The organism is Scytonema sp. PCC 10023 (assembly GCF_963920835.1).
In the GTDB taxonomy this organism is placed as follows: Bacteria; Cyanobacteriota; Cyanobacteriia; order Cyanobacteriales; family Nostocaceae; genus Kalymmatonema.
The window spans coordinates 36,314-59,373 of the sequence record NZ_CAWUDP010000018.1; the positions used below are offsets into that span (position 1 = coordinate 36,314).

Below are 23,060 nucleotides of genomic sequence, written 5' to 3' on the forward strand. Positions count from 1 at the left end.
TTCTGGCGGCTTTGCTAACGTTGTGGTGATTTTTTTTATCGAATTTTCTAAATATTTTCTAAATATAAGTCTATAGAGTAATTGTAGATAGTAGACGTTATCACTTATATATGATACGGTAGAGATCCAGCTCGTGTCATTCTCAACGTGATTTCGTTAGTCTGTAAAACATCTGTGTGCAATATGATGGCGGCAGCCCAATTGACAAAATGGCTGCAACAAATTCGTCATAGCGCTCGAGGAAGCGCTTACTTATTTGCACCGATGGCAGATTTTAACGTCATGGCAGAAGTTGGAGACACTCCACCATAATTTAGTTTTACTCAAATAAAAACGCCAAGAGAAATTCAACAACAGTTATATTTTCAAGTAAATCAGAGGAGAAATTCAAACTCCTTTGCAATAACTTGAGGAAATAATATAGTTGTGTTGAACAAGCAGTTGGTTGAACTGCATCTTTTGGAAACGTTTAGAGCTACTCAGCGGGTAGTCCCATCAACAAGAATAACTGTATCGGTAGTTGCGTAAAAGTTTTTATCTTAAGATTCTCTGACAAAGATAAAATAAGCCTGTTTATATTTGATGGTTGATACTTCCACAAAGTTAATACAAGGCTTTTAAACTTGCTCAGAGAAAAGATTAATAGTGTATCTACTTATAATATGGATACCGTTACAAGTTTTTCTTGCTAGCAAACACAATTCAACTATACGTTGTGCATCTAACTAGAGGGATTTGACAATACTTGCATGAGTTCTTCAAACATTAGGAGGTTATGAGGAATTCTCCAGATGACTCCACTTCAAATCCAGTTGATGGGTAGAAATACCAGCATCAGCGGAAACGCAAAGAATGAAACACGAGTTGGGATCAAGACCATACAAACTGAATTCTTGTCAAAAAGCCTTACCTAAGGATGACGCACTTATGAATAGAGAGCAATCTTCATCAAAGTTACAACGTTTGCAAGAACTTTTAGCCATTAGTTTAGTAGGAGGTGTTCCAAGCATTATGTTGGGACCAAAGCTGCGCAATATAGTATATAGTACTATCTTTGGTCGGATGGGTAAAGCAGTTTATATTCAAGAGGGTGTTGAATTTCTTAGTACTTCTTGTATCGAAATCGGCAATGGAGTGTTTATTTTTAAAGGTACACGTCTAGATGCACGACGACACCAAAACAATAGAATTTTTTTGGACAATGGAGTAGCTATTGAACGTAACGTTAATATTGGGTGTTTGGGGAACACTAGCATACACATTGGTCAAGAGACTTTCATTGGTCCTGGCGTTTGTATTGCTGGACCTGGAGACATCAAAATTGGCAAACGCTGTCTCATTGCAGCAAATGCTGGTATCTATGCAAATAACCATAATTTCTCAGACCCGATAGAGCCAATTAAATACCAAGGTATTTCTCGCCAGGGAATTGTCATAGAAGATGATTGCTGGCTAGGACATGGCGTAGCTGTCTTAGACGGAGTCACCATTGGTGAAGGTAGCGTCATTGGTGCAGGAGCAGTTGTTACCAAAGATATCCCCCCGTTCTCAGTCGCTGTGGGGGTACCTGCAAAAGTTATTAAAACCCGGACTAGGAAGGAACTGGTGAACAGCAGAGACTAAGAGATAGCAGCAACTAACAGGCTTTGGGTAAATGCAAAGTCTGTTAGTCAGACATGACGTATCTCACAAAAATATTCCTGAAGATTTATCATATAGTACACCACCTTTTCTTTCATAATATTTAAGTAAATTTCTAAGTAAGTTTATCAAGTAATTGTTTGTCTGATTTTCTGTTATGAAGAATTGTGGTAAACCATTTATTATGAAGTGTAATTTCACAATGAATAGCAAGCAAAGTTTTTTTCGGCGGAAGCATTTACCAGAAAATTTATTGACTAACTTGTTAGGTAATATCCCCACTAGGGTTGTCGGCAGTAACTTACGAAATCTGCTCTATCGTGATATTTTTGCCCGTATTGGTAATTCTGTTTATATTGAAGACGGCGTTAAATTTCTCAACACCTCGTGTATTGATATTGGAAATGAGGTGAAGATTCTACACGGTGTTAGTATCAATGCAAATGGACACCCAAACAATAGAGTTTATCTTGGAGATAAAGTCACCCTTGAGCGTGGCATTGACATCAGGGCAATGAAAGATACCCATATCCACATTGATGAAGGTACATTTATCGGTCCTTATGTTTGCTTGGCAGGTCCAGGAAATATCAAAATAGGCAAGTGGTGTCTTATTGCAGCCCACGTTGGGATATTTGCTAATAATCACATTTTTGATGACCCAACGGAAATTATTGAAAACCAAGGAGTTAGCCGTAAGGGTATTGTAATTGAGGACGACTGTTGGCTAGGACATGCGGTGACTGTATTAGATGGCGTGACTATTGGTAAAGGTAGTGTCATTGGTGCAGGAGCAGTTGTGACTAAAGATATTCCCCCGTTTTCAATAGCTGTGGGGGTACCTGCAAAAGTCGTTAAAAGCCGTAAGGCAAAGGAAGTCCTTTCCTCAAAAGACTAACAGCAAATCTATGTGTCTATTTCCCAACAAATAAGGGACTTCCAAATTAAAAAATATCCAACTTTTTCTTGTGGGAGTGGCATTAACAGTGAACAGTACCAGCCGCAGTTATCAGTTAAATACGAGTGGTCGCGCGTCCCCCACCAAGAGCACCTTTATGCGTTGGTGGCGGTGAGCGCATCCCCCAAAGCGCCCGCCTGACTGACTGATAACTGATAACTGATAACTGATTTAAGCGCCCGTCCTATTAACCGGGCGGGCGGCGACGCCCACCCCACAAGATGAATAATTTATTTCTTGGAAATCCCTAAGTTAAGCGTCTTATAGCGCAATACGCTAGGAATGTGGTTTTCAGCGCCTGATGACATCTGTAGAGACGTAGCCCTTCGGGTTCGCCAGTCGCCTGCGGAGGGTTTCCCTCCCGCAGCGCTGGGCTCACATACTACGTCTCTACAGGCATGGAATTGTCATAAATAATCCTGAACTGAACGATGAGCATTGTGTGGGATACGGAGTAGGTTACATATATTGTTATCAAATCATGACAATAATGTTAAGTTTTTAAACAAAATGTATGTTAATTGTAATAAAAAAATATGATTTTTGAGGAGAATATCGTAGTTCCAACAGCGGAAACGCAAGAAGATGGCTGATTCTAACCTTTAGGGCTCTGATCCTTAAAAAATTCCCTTGGGGATCTTGTCGATTTACAAGGGTTTCCACGCAAAAACAGCAAAAAAGTCCAGAGACAGAAAAGCTGCCATAACCTGTAGAATTTTTAACATTACAATTTGAAAAAATTAATTACGTTACATTCCATGAATTCTTCCACAAACCAAGTTTACCCTGTTATTTGGCACAACGACTCAGTTTCACTGATCGACCAAACCCGCTTGCCTAACGAGTACACATTTGTCGAAATTCACCGTTGCTCAGATATGGCGCAGGCAATTAAAACTATGATTGTCCGAGGTGCGCCTGCGATTGGTGTCGCTGCAGCATACGGAATGTATCTTGGCGCAAGGGAAATTGAAACTAACAACCGCGATGAGTTTTTGAACAGCTTGGAGAAAGTGGCACAACTGTTGCGTTCTACTCGTCCGACAGCGGTGAACTTATTTTGGGCAATTTCACGGATGATGAAAACCGCCTACGAATCTCTTGGAACAATAGAAGACATCAAACAAACTCTCTTGCATACTGCCCAAACGATCAACGCGGAAGATTTGCAAACTTGTTATGCGATCGGCGACAATGGCTTGGCAGTCTTGCCTCAAACTCCAGAAAAATTAACAATTTTGACACATTGTAACGCAGGAGCATTAGCAACCGCAGGTTACGGTACGGCTTTGGGTGTTGTGCGTTCTGCTTTTCGAGAAGGGCGTTTAGCGCGGGTGTTCGCAGACGAAACTCGTCCTCGCTTGCAAGGTGCAAAACTAACGACATGGGAATGTGTCCAAGAAGGCATTCCAGTCACATTAATTACTGATAGCATGGCGGCTCATTGCATGAAGCAGGGTTTGATTGATCTTGTAGTTGTTGGCGCTGACAGAATTGCGGCTAACGGAGACACAGCAAACAAAATTGGTACGTATAGTTTAGCACTCGTAGCTAAGGCGCATAACGTTCCTTTTTATGTTGCTGCACCCCTTTCCACCGTTGATTTTTCTTTATCCAGCGGTAAGGAAATTCCCATTGAGGAACGCAATCCAGAGGAAATATACAAAGTCGGCGACACCATCCTCACACCAAATAGCGTAGAGTTTTACAATCCAGCTTTTGATGTCACACCAGCTGAACTGATTGCAGCAATTATCACAGAGAATGGGGTGTTTGCTCCAGGGGAGTTAGCAAACTCTCGGGTCAAGCAAGTTGCTTAACCGCAATTTTTATGATCGTTGAAGTCAAACAAAGCCTGCGCTCACAAACAGTAGACAAGGTTTGGGCGCAGGTCTCCCTATTGCTGTATCTAAGAGTCAGTGAAGTACCCACCACTAATTCGGAGTACCGAATATAGTGGGGGCTTCCTGTCTCACAGGTCGATGCCACGTTGGGAATGTCACTTTGGGACATCCGGGACTAAACCCGGTGATGGTCTTACTCGTCCTCTCTACTCTTGCGAGCTTTATCTAGTACTTGTTCATTCCAACCGCTTCTAGGCAAGACAACTACGAGTTGGCAAGTATTAGAACCCAGGCAGCCGCCCTCCTTCCGAAGGCAGTAAAACTTTTTTGTACATTCCTGTGTGGCTTATCTTTTACCGCAGGGCGTAACCGATGCGTACCAGTGACCGGAATCTTTCCCCCTTTCTCTCGCACAAGCGTCTTGGCAAGCATCCTTTCTGCTACTGTCGCCGTTTGTTGTGAGTCGAGTGGGTGGGTCGCAACCACTTATATAATACAACGTCCTTTCGTTTTATTCCGGGGAGATTGACAACTCCTCATGCATCTTTTCCCGCACTTTCCCGTGAAAAGTATAGGTCAAAGATGCAATCGTCGCTGTCCGCCTTCTTCAATCCCGGCGCGCTCACGGAGTACCGCTATAGCGCGGGACGAGGGGGCGATGAGTTAAGAATACAATTTATCCCCAGTCGCTGAATCAAATACAAATAACTTATCTAGATCTAATTTTAGAGAAAGGCGATCGCCCGGATGAGGACGCACATCTGCACCCGTCTGAATATTCAGCATCACACTCGAACCTGGTAAACCCCCACGAATCAACGTTTCTCGCCCCAGAGGTTCCACCACCTTCACCTCAACCACCAGTTCTCCCAACTCTTGGCGCTCTTGGCGTCTTGGCGGTTCATTTAAATAAATATCCTCCGGACGAATTCCCAAATCAAAACTTTGCCCCGGCGCAGGGCGCAAACTCTCCCGCATAGAATCAGGACAAGGTAACACCTGACCACCCACATCAAAACTATCACCAGTGAATTTGGCAGGTAGAATATTCATTGGAGGATTACCCAAGAAAGTTGCCACCATGCGGTTAGCTGGTTGGGAATAGATAGTTTGGGCTTCGCCGATTTGTTGAATTCGTCCCCGGTTGAGAACTACAATCTTGTCAGCCAAAGTCATCGCTTCAACTTGGTCATGAGTGACATAGACAGTCGTAATTTCCAATTCCTGATGCAGCTGTTTCAACTCTGCTCGCGTATCATCTCGCAATTGGGCATCTAAATTAGACAAAGGTTCATCCAACAAAAACACTTGTGGTTGACGGGCTATTGCTCTTCCTAATGCAACCCGTTGCTGCTGTCCGCCAGAAAGTTGTTTGGGTTTGCGATCCAACAGATGTTCCAAAGAAAGCGATCGCGCCACAGCCATCACTCTTTCTTGAATCACTTTGGCGTCAATTTTCCGCATCTGCAACCCAAAAGCAATGTTTTGCGCCACCGTCATGTGAGGATATAAAGCGTAGTTTTGAAACACCATCGCCACATCTCGCTGTCGGGCTGGGATATTGTTAACTTGCCTATCCCCAATGTAAAGTTTGCCAGAGGTGACAGTTTCCAAACCAGCGATGCTTCGCAAAATAGTAGACTTACCACAACCAGAAGGTCCCACTAGCACCCAAAACTCACCATCGGGAATTTCAAAAGAAATGTCCTCGATCGCGGTGACGTTATTAAATCTACGCTTAATACTTTCTAGACGAACGCTTGCCATTTTGGGATTTGTCCTTTCTCAGTAATGACTAATTCCAAGCAGGGTGAGAGAGTAAAGAAGCAATGACTCGCACTCCACGCAGTTGGTTAGACAGAGGTAAGTGTCCCCGGGGAGCGTTGAGGTTCCAGGTAAACTCGTTAGGATACCGCGTCCAGTTATTGCCTTTTTTCCAACCAATTTTCGTCCAAAGATTCTCCCAGTTTTTACCCAGCCCCAGCCAAATTTCTCGCTGTACACTAAAGCCAAATTTCCCTTCTGAGTGAACTAACCACAGGCTGTTGATGGTTTTGAGATCCGTGATTGGGAAATTTTCTACTTCGGTAAAGTACAACCATTTTCTTTGCACCGCCGCTGATCCTGCTAGTTCACACATTTTTTGGAGAGTCATGCGATCGGCTGCTTGAAAATCTTGAGTTGCAAGTAGCTGTTGCAGCGGGCTGTAATCAATACCACCGTCTGAGGTTAGAGGTACAATCCCAAAAGGGAAATAACTTTGCAAAAATTCTTTTGCCTTGGGTGAATCAGAGTTATACAGAACCTGGTATGCTTTGCCATCTACCGAAGTTGCCGGATTTTCTCTACGTTCAAATAAAAATTCCATCAGCACATCCAAGCCCGTATCTCCCAAATTCGCTAACTGTGGGATCACCTGCTGTTGGACGCCAATAGACCCAGCGACTAACGGTTGGCGGAGGGAGTCGATGTCATTAGCAGTGCCTGATACAATCAATGGGTCTGTCATGCCATTTCTCGTGGAATGCAATTGGGTGAATAAGCTATTGGCTATCAGATGTTGTGGACGGATGTTGCACTGATAGCGAAGAGTAGTTTACAGGAAATTGCCAAGAATGCCCACTCATTCTTTTTACATTTACTAGGTAAATGGGTGTCGGTACATTTTTGAATTTTAAATTTTGAGTTTTGAATCAATTTTCTTTAAACTTGTACGAGTGCAATGCCTTCCCCTACCTCCTGCCACCTAATCCGTTTCTTCATACCCAGTCAACATAGTTACTTACCTAACAGTGGGATTCTAACACTGCCAACTCTTACTCAGTCACCGAAAATCAAAGAGCGGAAGCCCCTAAATTCTATTTATGGGGATGAAGCTCGACGTGCAAGAAGATTGCACGCCAAACTTATCCTTAAACTCCCGTTGCCGGGAAACCCTTTCGGGTAAAGTTTGCCTCGCTAATCTTTAGAGTCGGCATATCCAAACGACACTAGCTTAACTCCCATAAACTTGTTTAATCGTCTGGTTCCAGAGCTACAAACTGGCAAGCATTTGTAGGTGGGACTTTTAGCACTTTCTCTAAACGTAGTCCAGTAAAGGACTGAAGCTGGTCAGGTTGCGTTAACCACAAGCCCCCGAATTTATTCGTGGGGTTTGCACTCAACTAGGAGTTCCTGACGCTGATGGTCATCTCTGTTGGTCGCGCCATAATATTTTGCTATATATTCAAAGAGTACACTAATAAAGCGTGCAAGCTATCAGATAGCAATGCTTTAGCCTAATTGCATGCACGTGTACCCAGGATGCAAATACGGGAAAGAAAAGCTCTGCGCCTCATCAACCTGATAAATTTATCAAAACTTCTTAAAAGACACAGCAAAATCTGCTAGCCTTCCAAACATAACTCTTTCTCCTTTGGGAGATAAATCCGAAGGGTAGTATGTTGCAGCGTAGCCATCAGGAGTGATTAATGTACGACAAAATTACCCCCCCTACAACAGGAGCAAAAATTACCTTCAAGAACGGGGAGCCGATTGTTCCTGACAACCCGATTATCCCTTTTATTCGAGGCGACGGCACGGGGATAGATATTTGGCCTGTTACCCAAAAAGTACTTGATGCTGCGGTAGAAACGGCATACAAGGGCAAGCGGAAGATCAGTTGGTTTAAGGTTTATGTTGGTGATGAAGCTTGCGACTTATACGGAACATATCAGTATTTACCTCAGGACAGTTTGACGGCAATTAAAGAATATGGTGTTGCCATCAAAGGACCTTTAACAACCCCGATTGGCGGTGGTATACGTTCCCTCAATGTTGCCTTGCGGCAAATTTTTGACCTTTATGCCTGCGTACGTCCTTGCCGTTACTATGCAGGTACGCCCTCACCTCATAAAAACCCAGAAAAACTTGATGTGATTGTCTATCGGGAAAATACCGAAGATATTTACTTAGGAATTGAGTGGCGACAAGGAAGCGAAATAGGCGATCGCCTGATTTCCATCCTGAACAACGAACTGATTCCCGCCACACCTGAACACGGTAACAAGAGAATTCCTTTAGACTCAGGGATTGGCATTAAACCGATCAGCAAAAAGGGTTCCCAGCGTTTGGTACGACGTGCCATCAAACACGCCTTGCAACTGCCCAAAAATAAGCAGATGGTGACCTTGGTGCATAAAGGCAACATCATGAAGTACACCGAAGGCGCTTTCCGCGATTGGGGTTACGAACTGGCAACCAGCGAGTTTCGCAGTCAAACCATCACTGAAAGGGAATCTTGGATTTTGAGTAACAAGGAGAACAACCCCGATATCTCCTTGGAAGAAAACGCCCGACTGATTGACCCAGGGTTTAATGCTTTAACCGAAGAAAAGCAAGCTCAAATTGTCAAGGAGGTCGAAACAGTTCTTAACTCAATTTGGTTAACTCACGGTCATGGTCAGTGGAAAGACAAGGTGATGGTCAATGACCGAATTGCCGACAGTATCTTCCAACAAATCCAAACCAGACCGGATGAGTATTCCATTCTGGCGACGATGAATTTGAATGGTGATTACTTGTCTGATGCAGCCGCAGCGATTGTTGGCGGGCTGGGAATGGGACCAGGGGCAAATATTGGTGATCAATGTGCCATTTTTGAAGCCACCCACGGGACTGCACCTAAACACGCAGGGTTAGATAGGATAAATCCTGGTTCGGTGATTTTATCCGGTGTGATGATGCTGGAGTATTTGGGTTGGCAAGAAGCGGCTGATTTGATTAAGAAAGGTTTAGGGGATGCGATCGCCAACCGTCAAGTCACTTACGACTTAGCGCGTTTGTTGGAACCGCCAGTCGAAGCCTTAAGGTGTTCTGAATTTGGCGAGGCGATTATTAAGCACTTTAGTTAGTGCATTGCTCAAATGCTAGTCTCTCCCCCACTGGGAGGGACTAAACTACATAATCTCGTCTCCACTTAATATAAGCGTGTGGAAGTTCGTAGTGAGGACTTTAGTCCTCTTTATCCACAAAGCAAAAGCTCTTGTTTTTACTACAAATAACTTTTATTATGAACAATTAAGGGAAATGATATAAGCCCTACAACTCCTTAGAGGAAACGTTTTCTTTAATGAAACGGTGGATCAAGCGGCAAGGCCAACAAAAAGCTCCACACAGACTTACCGAGGCAATAGCGGCGACAACTCGCCAACTCGGGCTAGTTGGAGTGGCTGAGTCTGTTGAGTGGTCTTGTATGCCTTTAGCTAGCTCTGGTGCTGAATGAGATAGTTGACTGGCTGTAGTGACCCCTTCAATCGCCGCTCCAATGAGATAAGCTACCAGGGCAATTCCTAGCCAGTGATTTATCATGTTGTAGTGGTTAAACTCTCTTGAAGATTCTTAGCAGTGAGCAATCATTCAATTTGTTGCGTTAAGTTAATGATTGCCTTGCCCAAAGGATAGCCGACCTTCAGCCGTGTCGCGAATCAGAGGCAGTTTAGATTTGATGTAAGTATTGAGGCTGCCATCTGTTTGCGCGTCAAGCCCCTGCTTGGCTTTTAACTGCTGGAGGAGTAATTGTACTAAAGCAGCATCGTCAAACTGGAGCAAGGTTGTGACTTGGGTAGACTCGATTACCGCCCAGATTTGTTGGATCATTTTGGCTGTTATCATGAGTCTTTGACCTTTAGATGAAATTTAAGACTTTCTTTATAATGACACAATTTTGCAATTCGTGCTTAGTTTTTTCTCAGGATTAATCAATCAACACAACCAAACACACCTTAGGAGTGGTTGTGTTGCAAAAAGTGGCAGCGTTTGAGCAGACGATAGTTATGCTTAGTATGGGCAAATATAGTCGAGCGAATTCGTCCACTGTCTAAAAGTTAAGTGGCTTAAGCCCTGTCGTTATTTCTTGCAAGCAATAATATCTCTGAGTCAAGCAGTTTCCTAAATTCCGCCAATCAGGCGAATACCTCCGACTGCCAATGTTGAGACAGTCATTTCTGACCTTTAAGAGCCTTTCTAAAGTTTTGACGATAGGATTTACTTGTCATAAACAAAGCTGGCCACAATAAAGCTAGACCAAGACGATTAGGCAAAGTTCGCTGGAAGTTAGTCCGGTTAAATCCACTCAAGAACTTCCAGATACCACCTGCATAAACCACCACTAACCCAAAAATGACTAATTCCATTCAGCACAACTCCACAAGCAATTGGTTACAATTTGAGTTAAGCTTTACCTACACCATATTGGCACTTCATAACGACATCGAAAAACAATCTCGCTCTTCCAAAAAGTTAGCAGAGGCAGAAACCGCTGGTAAACAGTTTGGCTACTGTTGTCTTCGCTATCGTAGTGAGTTGATACATCGTTATATCAAGTTTAGAGTAGCTCATTGCATTATAGCTATCTACCCTTCAGTCCTTAAGCAGCAGACAAAGAAAGTCAAAAATAAAAACTAAAAAACTCTTTTAACTTTTAGTGACTGTACAAATGCGCCAAAACGCGTCTGTACACCTTTGTCCTTGTTGATTTTGTACAGATAAACAGGGTAGTGTGACGAGTAGATATTATCAATCCTGACCAGATGCATCTTGCGAAAGTTCCCTAAACTTGAAGATCCATAGGAGACTAAAGAAAATACATCTCATTTTATGGATATTAACCCAGCAAGTGGTGCAAATAGCTAAGGAGGATTTATGCGTGCAGTACTGATGGCAGGAGGTTCAGGAACGCGGCTTCGTCCGCTCACTTGTGACCTGCCCAAACCAATGGTTCCCATTCTAAATAGACCAATTGCCGAACATATCATCAATCTTCTCAAACGGCATCAAATTACAGAAGTCATTGCTACATTGCATTATTTACCTGATGCCATGCGAGATTACTTTCAAGATGGCAGCGACTTTGGCGTGCAAATGACTTATGCCGTAGAAGAAGACCAGCCTTTGGGTACCGCAGGTTGCGTAAAAAATATTGCTGAACTTCTTGACGACACCTTTTTAGTAATTAGCGGCGATAGCATAACCGATTTCGACCTGACAGCAGCAATTGAATTTCATAAACAAAAAAAGTCAAAAGCGACTTTGGTTTTGACTCGTGTCCCCAACCCAATTGAGTTTGGGGTGGTGATTACGGATGAAGAAAATCGGATTAACCGATTTTTAGAAAAACCCTCTACGAGTGAAATTTTTTCCGACACCGTTAACACTGGTACTTACATTCTAGAACCAGAAGTATTGGAATACTTACCGGCAAACCAAGAATCTGACTTCTCGAAAGAGTTATTCCCTCTGCTTTTGGCAAAGAATGAGCCAATGTATGGTTACATTGCTCAAGGTTATTGGTGCGATGTCGGTCACTTAGATGCCTATCGCGAAGCTCAGTATGATGGATTACATAAGAAAGTCAAACTTGACTTTGCTTATAAAGAAGTTTCGCCTGGGTTGTGGGTAGGTCAAAACACTTATATCGACCATACAGCCGAGATTGAAGCCCCAGCAGTCATTGGGGATAATTGCCGCATTGGGGCAAGAGTACAGATTGAAGCCGGAACTGTCATCGGAGACAATGTTACTATTGGCGCTGACGCTAATCTGAAGCGTCCGATTGTTTGGAATGGAGCAATCATCGGCGACGAAGCACATCTGAGTGCTTGTGTTATTTCCCGTGGTGCGCGTGTAGACCGTCGCGCTCATATCTTGGAAGGCGCTGTGGTTGGTTCGCTTTCGACTGTGGGAGAAGAAGCTCAAATTAGCCCGTTTGTGCGCGTTTGGCCCAGTAAAAAGATTGAGTCTGGGGCAATTTTGAACATTAACTTGATTTGGGGTAACACCGCGCAACGCAATTTATTTGGGCAACGAGGTGTCCAAGGACTCGCTAATATCGATATTACCCCAGAATTTGCCGTCAAGTTGGGAGCAGCATACGGTTCCACCTTGAAGCCGGGTTCTCGAATCACAGTTTCCCGCGACCAGCGCAATGTTTCTCGCATGGTTACGCGGTCATTAATTGCTGGTTTGATGTCAGTAGGTATCGATATTCAGAACCTAGACGCCACAGCGCTCCCAATCGCTCGCACAGTGATACCCACAATGTCGGTGGCCGGCGGAATTCACGTGCGGGTGCATCCAGACCGCCCTGACTACATCCTGATTGAGTTCCTGGATAGCAAGGGAATCAACATCACCAAATCCTTGGAAAAGAAAATCGAAGGGGCTTATTTCAAGGAAGATATGCGGCGATCGCAAATCCATGAAATTGGCAATGTTGCCTACCCCAGCCAAGTGATGGATCGATACTGCACTGCTTTTGAGAAACTTTTGCATATTGATACAATTCGTAACAGTCGGGCAAAAGTCGTCATTGACTATGTTTATTCGGTATCTGGTGCAGTCTTGCCGCAAATGTTAGATAATTTTGGTGCTGATGCGGTGGTACTGAATGCCAGTCTGAATAAAACTGCTATGTCCACAGCCGACCGCGAAGCGCTTCTGACTCAGTTGGGTCATGTGGTCGAAGCTTTGAAAGCTAATTTCGGCGTCCAGGTTTCGGCGAATGGAGAACAGTTGATTTTGGTTGATGAATCTGGCATTCCTATTCGTGGGGAAATGTTAACAGCGCTGATGGTAGATATGATGTTAACAGCTCACCCCAGAGGAACTGTGGTCGTACCAGTTCATGCTTCTAGTAATGTAGAACAAATTGCCCGTCGTCACGACGCTAAAGTAATTCGCACGAAGGCAAACCCTACAGCATTAATGGAAGCTTGTCAGAAAAATTCCAATGTGGTGTTGGGAGGTAGTGGCGACATTGGCTTTATTTTCCCACAGTTGCATCCAGGATTTGATGCTATGTTCTGTGCTGCCAAGCTGATTGAAATGCTCACGATACAAGAGCGTTCTCTCGCCACTGTACGCTCAGAATTGCCGCGTGTGATTCACAAAGCTCATACAATACGTTGCCCCTGGACTGTCAAGGGAGCGCTGATGCGTTACTTGGTAGAAACTCACCCAGCTCAAAACTTGGAGTTAATTGACGGGGTGAAAATTTGTCAACCTTATGATGACAGTTGGGTGTTGGTGTTACCAGATGCTAGCGAACCAATTGTACATTTGTATGCTAACAGTAACGATCGCGACTGGGTTGATGAATCATTAAGACAATACCGCGCTCGCGTGCAGGCGTTTGTGGAAAGAGAACAGGAGCAAGTGGTTGCTGAGGTGTAATTCGTTCTAAACTTAACAGAGCAGGAGGAAACCCAATATGCTGCAAGCATATTGGGTTTTGTTGTTGGTTCTAGTTTTATTAACGGTTAATTTGGATGATTCCAACATGGTTTCGGCAATTAACAATAATAACTATAGGTTTTTTCAGCACTACATTTAATACTTGTAACCTAAAAGCATCAGCCCAAATAAACCCCGATAATTCTCTTGGTGTTGAAGGCTCTCGTGTCAATTCCTCGGTCGAAAGAGAGATTATTGAAGGTGGTGCAATTCGTAGTGCTAACCTATTTCACAGTTTTACTGATTTCAACGTTGGCACACAACAGCAAGTTTATTTTGCCAATCCCAACGGAATTCAAAATATTATTAACAGAGTTACAGGGAAAAATTCCTCCCAAATTTTAGGAACTTTAGCTGTATTGGGTAATGCCAATTTATTTTTAATGAATCCAAATGGGATTATTTTTGGAGAAAATGCTCGTTTAGATGTGGGCGGTTCGTTTATAGCTTCCACAGCCGATAGTTTTGTATTTGACAATGGTTTTAACTTCAGTAGTTCTAATCCCCAAGCACCACCACTACTCACAATTAATGTTCCTATAGGTTTGCAATTTCAAAGAGCAAACAAGAGTGGAATTACTGTTAACGGTTCTAATTTAACAGTCCCTACAGACAAAACTCTAGGACTGGTCGGATGAGATATTACCATAAATGGTGGCAGAATATCCGCTGGTGGTAATGCATTTGTGCTTGTTCAAGGGTTTCCAGTCCCCAGCACACCAGGAGGAAAAATTGAATTGGGTAGTGTCCTTCAGGGTGAAGTGACTCTGACTCCTGGGGACAGAGGTTTCAGTTTAGGTTATACCAAGGTGCCAAACTTGAGGCAAAGGTGTTAAGAAGGCAGAAGTACGAAGGCAGAAGGCAGAAGGCGTCCCCACGAATGAATTCGGGGGATTTAATAAAGTTGCTACGCGTTTATTTTTCTCCATAAATAAATTCAGGGGCTTTAAACCTTATGGCAGAGAACAGAGGACTTATTTTTGTATCAAAGCTTACCTTCTTTCCTTCTGCCCTCTGCCCTCTGCCCTCTGCCTTTCTTCGGTAATTTAACCGTCAATGCTGACTCAGTGGAGTTACAAAGCAGCAATCCGCTCACCATCTATGATTTTGTTACTATTAGAACAGTATTAGCTACTGGTACTTTTAGTGACGGAGATGCTGGTGATTTAACGATTAACACCCGCTCCTTAGTGATACGAGAACAGGCAGGAATTCTCGCGGGTACAATAAATAAAGGTCGAGGTGGAAACATTACCGTTAATGCCTCTGAAGGTGTGGATATCACTGGACACGAGACCCTTATTATACCAGAAGTAGGAAATGCCCCTGCTAATACTGGAATCAGAGCAAGTACCTACCGAACCGATCAAGCCGGAGATGTACGGGTGAGAACACCTAGTTTGCGACTGCAAGATGGTGCCCAAATGACAGTGAGTAATTTTGGTTCAGGTAGGAGTGGGGTTATAGAAATTAATGCTGGTTTAGTGGAAGTTAGGGGTAGTTCACCCGATGGAGGTCTCAGCAAAAGTAGCATATCTGCATTCAATGCTGGGCTTTTGGGCAGAGGAGTGGGAGGAAGTATCAACATCAATGCAGATAAGTTAATTGTCCGAGATGCAGGTAGGGTGAATGCAGAAAGTCGGGGAAATGGCGATACAGGCAACTTACAGATGACTGCCAAGGAAATTTTACTTGATAATGGTGGGAGATTGATAGCTGCAACGGTAGAGGGAGAACGGGGAAATATTTTCCTGAACGCAGATAGCATAATTATGCGACGTGGCAGTAACATTACTACCAATGCCACAGGAAATAATACAGTTGGTGGCAATATTAGAATTAACACCGATGTTTTAGCAGCTTTGGAAAATAGCCACATCACCGCCAATTCCACTCATTTTCGTGGTGGTAATATTATCAACACTCAAGGGCTTTTTGGTACAGCTTTGCGAGTGCAACCTACCCCCAACAGCGACATCACCGCGACAGGTAAAAATTCATTCGACTTTGCTGACAAGCTAAACTCGATGGCTAGACAAGCCGCGGCAGAAAGAACAGCCTTCGCAATTAAAAGATTCTTTGATAATTGCAAAGCTAAAAAACCTGGTAAAAAAGGGTATTCCAGGTTTCAAAAGAACAACCGCTCAGTTGAGTACAAGACGAGCGGATGGAAGCTTTCAGAAGACCGTAAGCGCATTACTTTTGGTGATAAATGCAATATTGGTCAAATGAAGTTAATAGGAACCTGGGATTTGCATTTTTACCAAATCAAGCAGATTAAACGAGTCAGAATAGTTAAGCGTTCTGATGGCTATTACGTTCAATTTTGCGTAGATGCAGAACGTAATATTGATATTCAGCCTACAGGTAAAACCATAGGCTTGGATGTCGGGCTAAACCATTTCTATACTGACTCTTCTGGTAATGCTGTAGACAATCCAAGGTATTTACGTAAGTCCGAAAAATCATTAAAAAGGCTACAAAAAAGAGTTAGCCGCAAAAACAAAGGTTCTAATAATCGCAAAAAGGCTATTAACCGTCTTGGTAGAAAACACTTGAAAGTGTCACGTCAGCGCAAAGACAACGCTATTAAGCAAGCGTTGTGCGTGGTTAAATCTAACGATTTAGTGGCGTTTGAGAAACTCATCGTGAAAAACATGGTTAAAAATAGCCGATTAGCTAAGTCGATTAGTGATGTTAGTTGGTCTTTGTTTACCCAATGGCTAGAGTATTTTGGCAAAGTGTATGGTCGTGTTGTAGTGCCTGTCGCGCCGCAATTCACCAGTCAAAACTGCTCATCTTGTGGTGAAACCGTGAAAAAATCACTGTCTGTGCGTACCCATGTTTGCAAATGTGGATGCGTGCTAGACCGTGACCACAACGCGGCAATCAACATACTAAACAAGGCGCTAAAGCAAACTGGCTACGATTTAAATACGGTGGGGCGCACCGAAATTCACGCTTGGGGAGAGATGTCCCTCTACTCAGATTTGGTAACAAGTTTGAGCAAGGACACTCGTTGAGCCAAGAATCCCCACCCTTAGGCTCTGCCAGGGTGGGGAGCGTCAAGGAAATATCGCTTGCTCAGTTTCAGGGTCAAAAAAGTGAATTTTTTCTAGTGCTAAAGATAACCAAAGTTGTTCGCCGACACGCACAAAACGCTCTGGAGGAACTCGCACTTGCACTTCGTTTGCCCCAAAAGCAGATTTCTGAAAACCTGGTTCGAGAAGCCGTGTAGAGAGATATGTATCATTTCCAAGATTCTCTACTAATTCCACTTGGACTGGTAGATTTTTATTTGCAGCGACGCTCAAAATTAAGTGTTCCGGGCGAATACCTAAAATGAGGGTTTGCCCATCGTATTTTTGCAAAGCATTACCCCAAATTTCTGGTAAGGTGAGGCGAAAATCACCATTGGTAATCAGCTGGGGAGCATGGAACTGCACAGGGATAAAATTCATGGGTGGTGAACCAATAAATTCAGCCACAAAGCGGTTTGCTGGACGATTGTAAAGTTCCAACGGCGGCGCAACTTGTTGCAATTGACCGTGATTGAGGATTGCAATGCGATCGCCCATCGTCATAGCTTCGGTTTGATCGTGCGTTACATAAATCGTCGTCACACCCAACGAGCGTTGGAGTTTCACAATTTGGGCGCGGGTTTCGGCGCGGAGTTTGGCATCTAAGTTAGAAAGCGGCTCATCCATTAAAAATACTTGAGGATTACGCGCGATCGCTCTTCCCAATGCGACTCTTTGCCTTTGTCCACCAGATAGTTGCTTGGGTAGGCGATTTAACAGCGGTTCAATTTGCAACAGTTGCGCAACAGTACGCACTCGCTCATGCACCACCCGTTCTTTGTTAGAAATATACCTCAGTCCCTTAGGTAGCGCCCTTGTCATCCCCACCAACAAGTTTTCAGCCCAATTACGAAGATGGGATGAGGAGGATGAGGAGGATGAGGGGGATGAGGGGGATGAGGGGGATGAGGAGGATGAGGAGGGTTTTAGTTCCTGATCTTCCCCAGTTTTGAGGGAACGGCGTCGCAGTCCAAAAGCGATGTTGTCATAAACTGTCATGTGGGGATACAAAGCGTAATTTTGAAACACCATGGCGATGTCTCGTTCCTTGGGGGGTAAATCATTGACTAGGCGATCGCTCACCCAAATATTGCCTCCTGTCATCGCTTCCAACCCAGCAATTAACCGCAGCAGGGTGCTTTTTCCACAACCGGAAGGTCCCACCAGCACCATAAATTCACCATCTGCTACCGTTAGGTTAATCCGCCGTAAAACATTGACACTTTCCCCACGCTGAACAATATCGCTTTGCTTTCCAGATTTGAGAGATTGTGTTTGAGATGCAACACCTTCCCCTTTACGAGGGGGAAAACTTTTATAAACGTTTTCTAAAATAACTTGCGCCACGAGAATTTAAGATAACTGTATAAGATAACTGTAATAGTCATCAGTCATTAGTCAGAAGTTATGAATTTACAAAAGACTAACGACAAATAACAGACGTTTAGCGCCCATGATACACGCTTGAAGAGAATACGAAAAGGTAAAGGCGAGTACTCTACCTCACGTTGCGTTCTAACAACGAGCGGTTCTGGTGAGGGAATTGCTTAGTTTCACTCATCCGTCGTCAGAAGCAATACCACAATCTACCTTTCCCCCCTTATCAGCTGTGCCAGCTAGCCCTAAACTGTAGGTGAGAGTTGAAAGGCAGTCGGGAGAAATAAGAGTGAAAAGAGTTTTGGCAATAATCCTTGGAGGGGGTGCAGGTACCCGCCTTTATCCGCTCACCAAACTACGTGCAAAACCAGCTGTACCTGTAGCAGGGAAGTATCGCTTAATCGATATCCCTGTTAGTAACTGTATAAATTCCGAAATATTCAAAATTTACGTTCTGACTCAATTCAACTCGGCTTCCCTAAACCGCCATATTGCCCGTACATACAACTTTTCTGGCTTTACAGAGGGTTTTGTGGAAGTCTTAGCTGCACAGCAAACGCTAGAAAACCTCAACTGGTTTCAAGGTACAGCTGATGCGGTTCGCCAATACCTGTGGCTGATGGAAGAATGGGACGTAGATGAATACCTCATCCTCTCAGGTGATCACCTGTATCGCATGGATTACCGTCAGTTCGTACAACGTCACAGGGAAACAGGAGCTGATATTACTCTCTCGGTGCTACCCATTGATGAACGCCGCGCTTCTGACTTTGGTTTAGTGAAAATTGATCAGTCCGGTAGGATCATCAATTTCAGCGAAAAACCCAAAGGTGACGCTTTAACCAAAATGCGCGTCGATACGACTGTGCTGGGATTAACACCAGAACAGGCTCAAGAACAGCCCTACATCGCCTCGATGGGGATTTATATCTTTAAAAAAGATGTTTTGACTAAGCTGTTGAGAGAAGGTTCACGGACTGATTTTGGCAAAGAAATTATTCCTGAGGCCTCAGCAGATCACAACGTTCAAGCCTACTTATATGATGGTTACTGGGAAGACATTGGAACAATCGAAGCATTTTATCATGCAAATTTAGCACTGACTGAGCAACCTCATCCGCCCTTTAGCTTCTACGATGAACAAGCGCCAATTTATACCCGCGCTCGTTACTTACCACCGAGTAAACTCTTAGATTGCCAAATCACAGAATCGATGATTGGTGAGGGTTGCATTCTGAAAAAGTGCCGTATTGAACATTCGGTGTTGGGAGTGCGATCGCGCGTTGAAGCTGGCTGCGTTATCCAAGATTCTCTGATCATGGGGGCAGATTTTTATCAACCCTTCGCTGAACGCCAGTCAGACTGCAAAACTAACGAAGTGACTTTGGGTATTGGTGCTAACACCACAATTCGTCGTGCCATTATCGACAAAAATGCTCGCATTGGCTGTGATGTGCAAATTATCAACAAAGACAACGTCCAAGAAGCTGAGCGTGAAAATCTAGGCTTCCACATTAAAAATGGTATTGTTGTCGTGCTGAAAAATGCCGTCATAGCCGATGGAACGATAATTTAGTCATCAGTCATTAGTCTTTAGTTAATGGTTAGTAGGCGCGTAGTTAGTAGGCACGTGGCTAGTGGTTATTAGAACAACTATTAACCATCAACTACCAAATGTAGAGACGCGCCATGGCGCGTCTCTACAACTAATGACACAGGACAAAGGACAGATGCCTCACTTAATTTTGTTAATTGGTCTTCCTGGTAGCGGGAAGTCCACTTTGGCAAAGCAATTGCTAACAGAATGCCCTTGGAGGCGACTGATTTCTACGGATGCTATCCGGGGGCAACTGTTTGGCAATGAAGCTCTTCAGGGACCTTGGCTGCTGATTTGGCGGCAAATTCAGCGGCAATTTCAACAAGCCGTAGCTGCAGGTGGTACAACAATTTACGACGCTACCAATGCCCAGCGACGCCATCGCCGCGAAGTTATCGCCCAAGCGCGCGAAGTTGGCTTCACTCACATTACCGGAGTATGGGTAAGAACCCCAATATGGCTGTGTTTAGCACGCAACAAAAAACGGGAACGTAAAGTCCCAGAAGACGTCATCTTGCGTATGTATCGTCAACTTCGCGATGCCCCTCCAACCTTAGAGGAAGGGTTTGATAATTTTATTTGCTGTACCCCGGAAGTTCAGGAGTACGGGAATTGCGCTCGTCAGGTGAGCAAGAACCGCACTTGAATTTCTTTAAGATTTGATAATTTAATATCAGAGTGTATGTACTGGAATTATATCTGATGTACTATCTCGACTTTAATATTAAAAAAAATATAACGGAAATTTTTAGAGGAGGCTGGTAGATGGCTGCAACTGACTTCAAGGATTATTACGCAACTTTAGGCGTTAGTAAAACTGCCAGTCCAGAAGAAGTTAAACAAGCCTTTCGTAAATTAGCCCGAAAATATCACCCTGATGTTAACCCAGGCAATAAACAAGCCGAGGCACGCTTCAAGGAAATTAACGAAGCATACGAAGTTTTGTCAGACGCCGACAAACGCAAAAAGTACGACCAATTTGGTCAATATTGGAAACAAGCGGCTGAAGGTGGCTTCCCGTCAGGTGCTGGTGTTGACATGGGTGGTTTTGACTTCAGCCAGTATGGTACTTTTGATGAATTTATCAATGAGTTATTAGGGCGCTTTGGAGGCGCTAGCCCACGCGGTGGGCGGCAAAGTTATTACCGCACTAGCACTGGTGCACCTGGTGGTTTTAACAACTTTAATGATTTTGGTTTTCAAGATGTAGGTACTGCTGGCGCTACTCAAGATAGCGAAGCCGCGATCGCCCTAACTTTTTCCGAAGCATTTCATGGTGTACAAAAGCACCTAAATCTTGGTAACGAGGTCATAGATGTCCGCATCCCCGCAGGTGCCAAACCTGGCAGTCGTCTGCGCGTAAGAGGCAAAGGACCAGTCAGCCCTTTTACGCAACAACGTGGCGATTTATATCTAAAAGTCGAACTTCAACCGCACTCTTTCTTCCAGTTTGAGGGCGAGAACTTGGTATGCGAAATACCAATTACGCCTGACGAAGCCGTTTTAGGAGCCTCAGTTGAAGTACCCACACCCGATGGTGCAGTTACGGTGAAACTTCCTGTGGGAGTGCGTTCTGGTCAATCCCTGCGCTTACGTGGCAAAGGCTGGCCTCAACCTCGCACTGGACGTGGTGACTTGTTGGCGAAGGTTGCAATTGTACCACCAAAAGACCTCAGTCCACAGGAGCGCGAATACTATGAAAAAATCCGCGCTGCGCGTACTTTCAATCCCCGCAGTCATTTACAGCAGGTGAAGCTTTAAGGATTTTGCATTGAGATTTGTTAGTTGTAGAGACGCGCCCTAACGCGTCTCTAAATTATTATTTATGAGTTTTTAAACTGGGATTAGGGATTAGGGATTAGGGTAAGGTGCGAGTATTGTCCAGTCCCGAGTCCCGAGTCCCCAGTACCTAGTAAAGAGTCAAGCGAGGGGCGTTCCTCCCCCAAGGGATGCGCGAATCTGGTTGGGGACTTCGAGGCGCGGGTGTTAATTTGGCTCCTACTTATGCGGTTTGTTATGCTGTGGCTGAACGGGGAAAAATGGCTAAGAATCATATAGAACTTAGAAGAAAGAGATACTTCAAGCTCAGTTCACAAATTGCTCAGTTGGATAATGCACAATTGCATTCTCTGTTTGATAAGAGTGAGTCGAATGAGTCAAGTACGGGTTGGGGAACAAATCACACCATCGTCCTTGGGCAGTCCAAGGTTTTTGTGAAACGTGTTCCAGTGACGAACATCGAATATGACAACCTGTTCTCCACCAGAAACCTCTATGACCTACCGACTTACTGTAATTACAACTTAGGTTCGACTGGTTTTGGGGTCTTCCGTGAACTCGTGACCCATATCAAGACCACCAACTGGGTATTGGAGGGGGCGATTGCGCAGAGCGCAGTGCCGAAGGCAATCGCCACCTTTCCACTGATGTACCATTATCGGATTATTCCGTTCTCTGGGCGGCGGGCGGAAGTGGATAGGTCGCGTCTAAAAGATTATGTGGAGTACTGGGGTAATAGTGCGAACGCCGGGAATTATGTGGTAGATAGAGCTCACGCCAACTATGAGTTGGTTCTGTTTATCGAGCATATACCGTATGTTCTGGAAACATGGCTGCGGGAAAACCCCAACAAACTTCAGAAACCCCTGGATGAGTTACGCACGACGATTGACTTTTTGAGGACGAAGGGAATCATCCACTTCGATACCCATTTTCGGAACGTCCTCACCGACGGCGAGCAGATATATTTGACTGATTTTGGTTTGGTACTTGACAAGAGTTTTACGTTGACGAAAGATGAAGAGTCTTTCTCTAAGCAGAACACATTTTACGACTACGGAGAAGTCCTGCGGAATCTTGGACACCTTATTGAACCGTCGTATGATTCATGTTCGGAGAACGATAAACGCAGGATAATGGAAAAATATGGCATAAAAGAAGGCTTACAGCCTTATGAACTGCGGTCTATATTACTCGACAACATCGAGCAGATATATGCTGATGAGGTGATGAAGTTAGATGAGTTCTATGTTGCCAGCATCATCAAATACCGCAGCATCATCGCGCTGATGCAAGACTTCTTTTCTGATATGTGGGGAAATAACAACAAGGACACGAAACTTGATCACGCAAAACTACGGCTGCTGCTCAAAGAGACGGGGTTTGTTCCTGATGCTGAATTCCACACACAACAAATAGATTCGCGATTATAACGGTTCTGTTGGCGAATTGCGATTGCCTTCTCCAGGTGCGCTCTGCGCAATCGCCCCAAAGCGGTGGGCACAAAGTGCTAT

18 protein-coding genes and 1 pseudogene are annotated in these 23,060 nt (G+C 44.2%); 13 read left to right on the top strand and 6 right to left on the bottom strand.

Annotated elements, in window-relative coordinates; translation table 11 throughout:
* The first annotated feature begins 183 nt into the window (after positions 1-183).
* From ACM0OZ_RS13165 to mtnA, 4 genes are all read left to right on the top strand, one after another.
* The gene (locus tag ACM0OZ_RS13165) at positions 184-312 is read left to right on the top strand and encodes a hypothetical protein (protein ID WP_414583277.1); all 129 of its coding nucleotides are present in this window, start codon (positions 184-186) and stop codon (positions 310-312) included.
* A 615-nt stretch (positions 313-927) separates the two neighbouring features.
* Positions 928-1,623 (top strand): acyltransferase, encoded by a 696-nt coding sequence (locus ACM0OZ_RS13170; RefSeq protein WP_414583278.1) that lies wholly within the window; start codon positions 928-930, stop codon positions 1,621-1,623.
* Positions 1,624-1,843: 220 nt separating this feature from the next.
* Complete coding sequence (locus ACM0OZ_RS13175; RefSeq protein ID WP_414583279.1) at positions 1,844-2,539, top strand: acyltransferase; 696 nt, start codon at positions 1,844-1,846, stop codon at positions 2,537-2,539.
* Positions 2,540-3,357: 818 nt separating this feature from the next.
* Positions 3,358-4,419, top strand: coding sequence for an S-methyl-5-thioribose-1-phosphate isomerase (mtnA, locus tag ACM0OZ_RS13180; RefSeq protein WP_414583280.1), 1,062 nt, complete (start codon positions 3,358-3,360; stop codon positions 4,417-4,419).
* A gap of 687 nt (positions 4,420-5,106) precedes the next feature.
* On the opposite strand, the gene ACM0OZ_RS13185 is transcribed toward mtnA, so the two are convergent.
* Positions 5,107-6,210 carry an ABC transporter ATP-binding protein gene (locus ACM0OZ_RS13185; protein WP_414583281.1) on the bottom strand — a complete coding sequence of 368 codons (1,104 nt, stop codon included), beginning with the start codon at positions 6,208-6,210 and terminating at the stop codon, positions 5,107-5,109.
* 28 nt (positions 6,211-6,238) lie between these two features.
* A complete protein-coding gene (locus ACM0OZ_RS13190) occupies positions 6,239-6,952 on the bottom strand; it encodes a GUN4 N-terminal ARM-like repeat domain-containing protein (RefSeq protein ID WP_414583282.1) in 714 nt (237 codons plus the stop codon).
* A 961-nt stretch (positions 6,953-7,913) separates the two neighbouring features.
* Here ACM0OZ_RS13190 and ACM0OZ_RS13195 point away from each other — a divergent pair.
* Positions 7,914-9,335: an NADP-dependent isocitrate dehydrogenase gene (locus tag ACM0OZ_RS13195; protein WP_414583283.1), complete on the top strand. Its 1,422-nt coding sequence runs from the start codon at positions 7,914-7,916 to the stop codon at positions 9,333-9,335.
* A 187-nt stretch (positions 9,336-9,522) separates the two neighbouring features.
* Here ACM0OZ_RS13195 and ACM0OZ_RS13200 read toward each other — a convergent pair whose 3' ends face one another.
* The 3 genes from ACM0OZ_RS13200 to ACM0OZ_RS13210 form a co-directional block, all read right to left on the bottom strand.
* Positions 9,523-9,792: a hypothetical protein gene (locus tag ACM0OZ_RS13200; RefSeq protein WP_414583284.1), complete on the bottom strand. Its 270-nt coding sequence runs from the start codon at positions 9,790-9,792 to the stop codon at positions 9,523-9,525.
* A 66-nt stretch (positions 9,793-9,858) separates the two neighbouring features.
* Entirely contained in the window at positions 9,859-10,095 is a 237-nt protein-coding gene (locus ACM0OZ_RS13205; RefSeq protein WP_414583285.1) for a hypothetical protein, read from the bottom strand.
* A gap of 326 nt (positions 10,096-10,421) precedes the next feature.
* A complete protein-coding gene (locus ACM0OZ_RS13210) occupies positions 10,422-10,616 on the bottom strand; it encodes a hypothetical protein (protein ID WP_414583286.1) in 195 nt (64 codons plus the stop codon).
* Between ACM0OZ_RS13210 and ACM0OZ_RS13215 the strand changes: the two genes are divergently transcribed.
* The 4 genes and pseudogenes from ACM0OZ_RS13215 to ACM0OZ_RS13230 all read left to right on the top strand — a co-directional run.
* Positions 10,603-10,887 (top strand): hypothetical protein, encoded by a 285-nt coding sequence (locus ACM0OZ_RS13215; protein ID WP_414583287.1) that lies wholly within the window; start codon positions 10,603-10,605, stop codon positions 10,885-10,887. The genes ACM0OZ_RS13210 and ACM0OZ_RS13215 overlap by 14 nt on opposite strands.
* A gap of 237 nt (positions 10,888-11,124) precedes the next feature.
* Positions 11,125-13,653: a sugar phosphate nucleotidyltransferase gene (locus ACM0OZ_RS13220; RefSeq protein ID WP_414583288.1), complete on the top strand. Its 2,529-nt coding sequence runs from the start codon at positions 11,125-11,127 to the stop codon at positions 13,651-13,653.
* 95 nt (positions 13,654-13,748) lie between these two features.
* Entirely contained in the window at positions 13,749-14,351 is a 603-nt protein-coding gene (locus tag ACM0OZ_RS13225; RefSeq protein ID WP_414583289.1) for a filamentous hemagglutinin N-terminal domain-containing protein, read from the top strand.
* A 1,362-nt stretch (positions 14,352-15,713) separates the two neighbouring features.
* A pseudogene (locus tag ACM0OZ_RS13230) lies at positions 15,714-16,736 on the top strand (RNA-guided endonuclease InsQ/TnpB family protein); the annotation flags it as partial.
* Positions 16,737-16,778: 42 nt separating this feature from the next.
* Here the strand turns inward: ACM0OZ_RS13230 and ACM0OZ_RS13235 are convergent.
* Positions 16,779-18,140 (bottom strand): ABC transporter ATP-binding protein, encoded by a 1,362-nt coding sequence (locus ACM0OZ_RS13235; RefSeq protein ID WP_414583290.1) that lies wholly within the window; start codon positions 18,138-18,140, stop codon positions 16,779-16,781.
* A 319-nt stretch (positions 18,141-18,459) separates the two neighbouring features.
* On the opposite strand from ACM0OZ_RS13235, the gene ACM0OZ_RS13240 reads away from it, so the two are divergent.
* The 4 genes from ACM0OZ_RS13240 to ACM0OZ_RS13255 all read left to right on the top strand — a co-directional run bounded on the left by ACM0OZ_RS13240 (position 18,460) and on the right by ACM0OZ_RS13255 (position 22,979).
* Positions 18,460-19,746, top strand: coding sequence for a glucose-1-phosphate adenylyltransferase (locus ACM0OZ_RS13240; RefSeq protein WP_414583291.1), 1,287 nt, complete (start codon positions 18,460-18,462; stop codon positions 19,744-19,746).
* Positions 19,747-19,900: 154 nt separating this feature from the next.
* On the top strand, positions 19,901-20,413 hold the full coding sequence (locus ACM0OZ_RS13245) for an AAA family ATPase (RefSeq protein ID WP_414583338.1): 513 nt from the start codon (positions 19,901-19,903) through the stop codon (positions 20,411-20,413).
* 119 nt (positions 20,414-20,532) lie between these two features.
* Positions 20,533-21,528, top strand: coding sequence for a DnaJ C-terminal domain-containing protein (locus tag ACM0OZ_RS13250; protein WP_414583292.1), 996 nt, complete (start codon positions 20,533-20,535; stop codon positions 21,526-21,528).
* A 230-nt stretch (positions 21,529-21,758) separates the two neighbouring features.
* Positions 21,759-22,979 (top strand): hypothetical protein, encoded by a 1,221-nt coding sequence (locus ACM0OZ_RS13255; RefSeq protein WP_414583293.1) that lies wholly within the window; start codon positions 21,759-21,761, stop codon positions 22,977-22,979.
* The last annotated feature ends 81 nt before the right edge of the window (positions 22,980-23,060 follow it).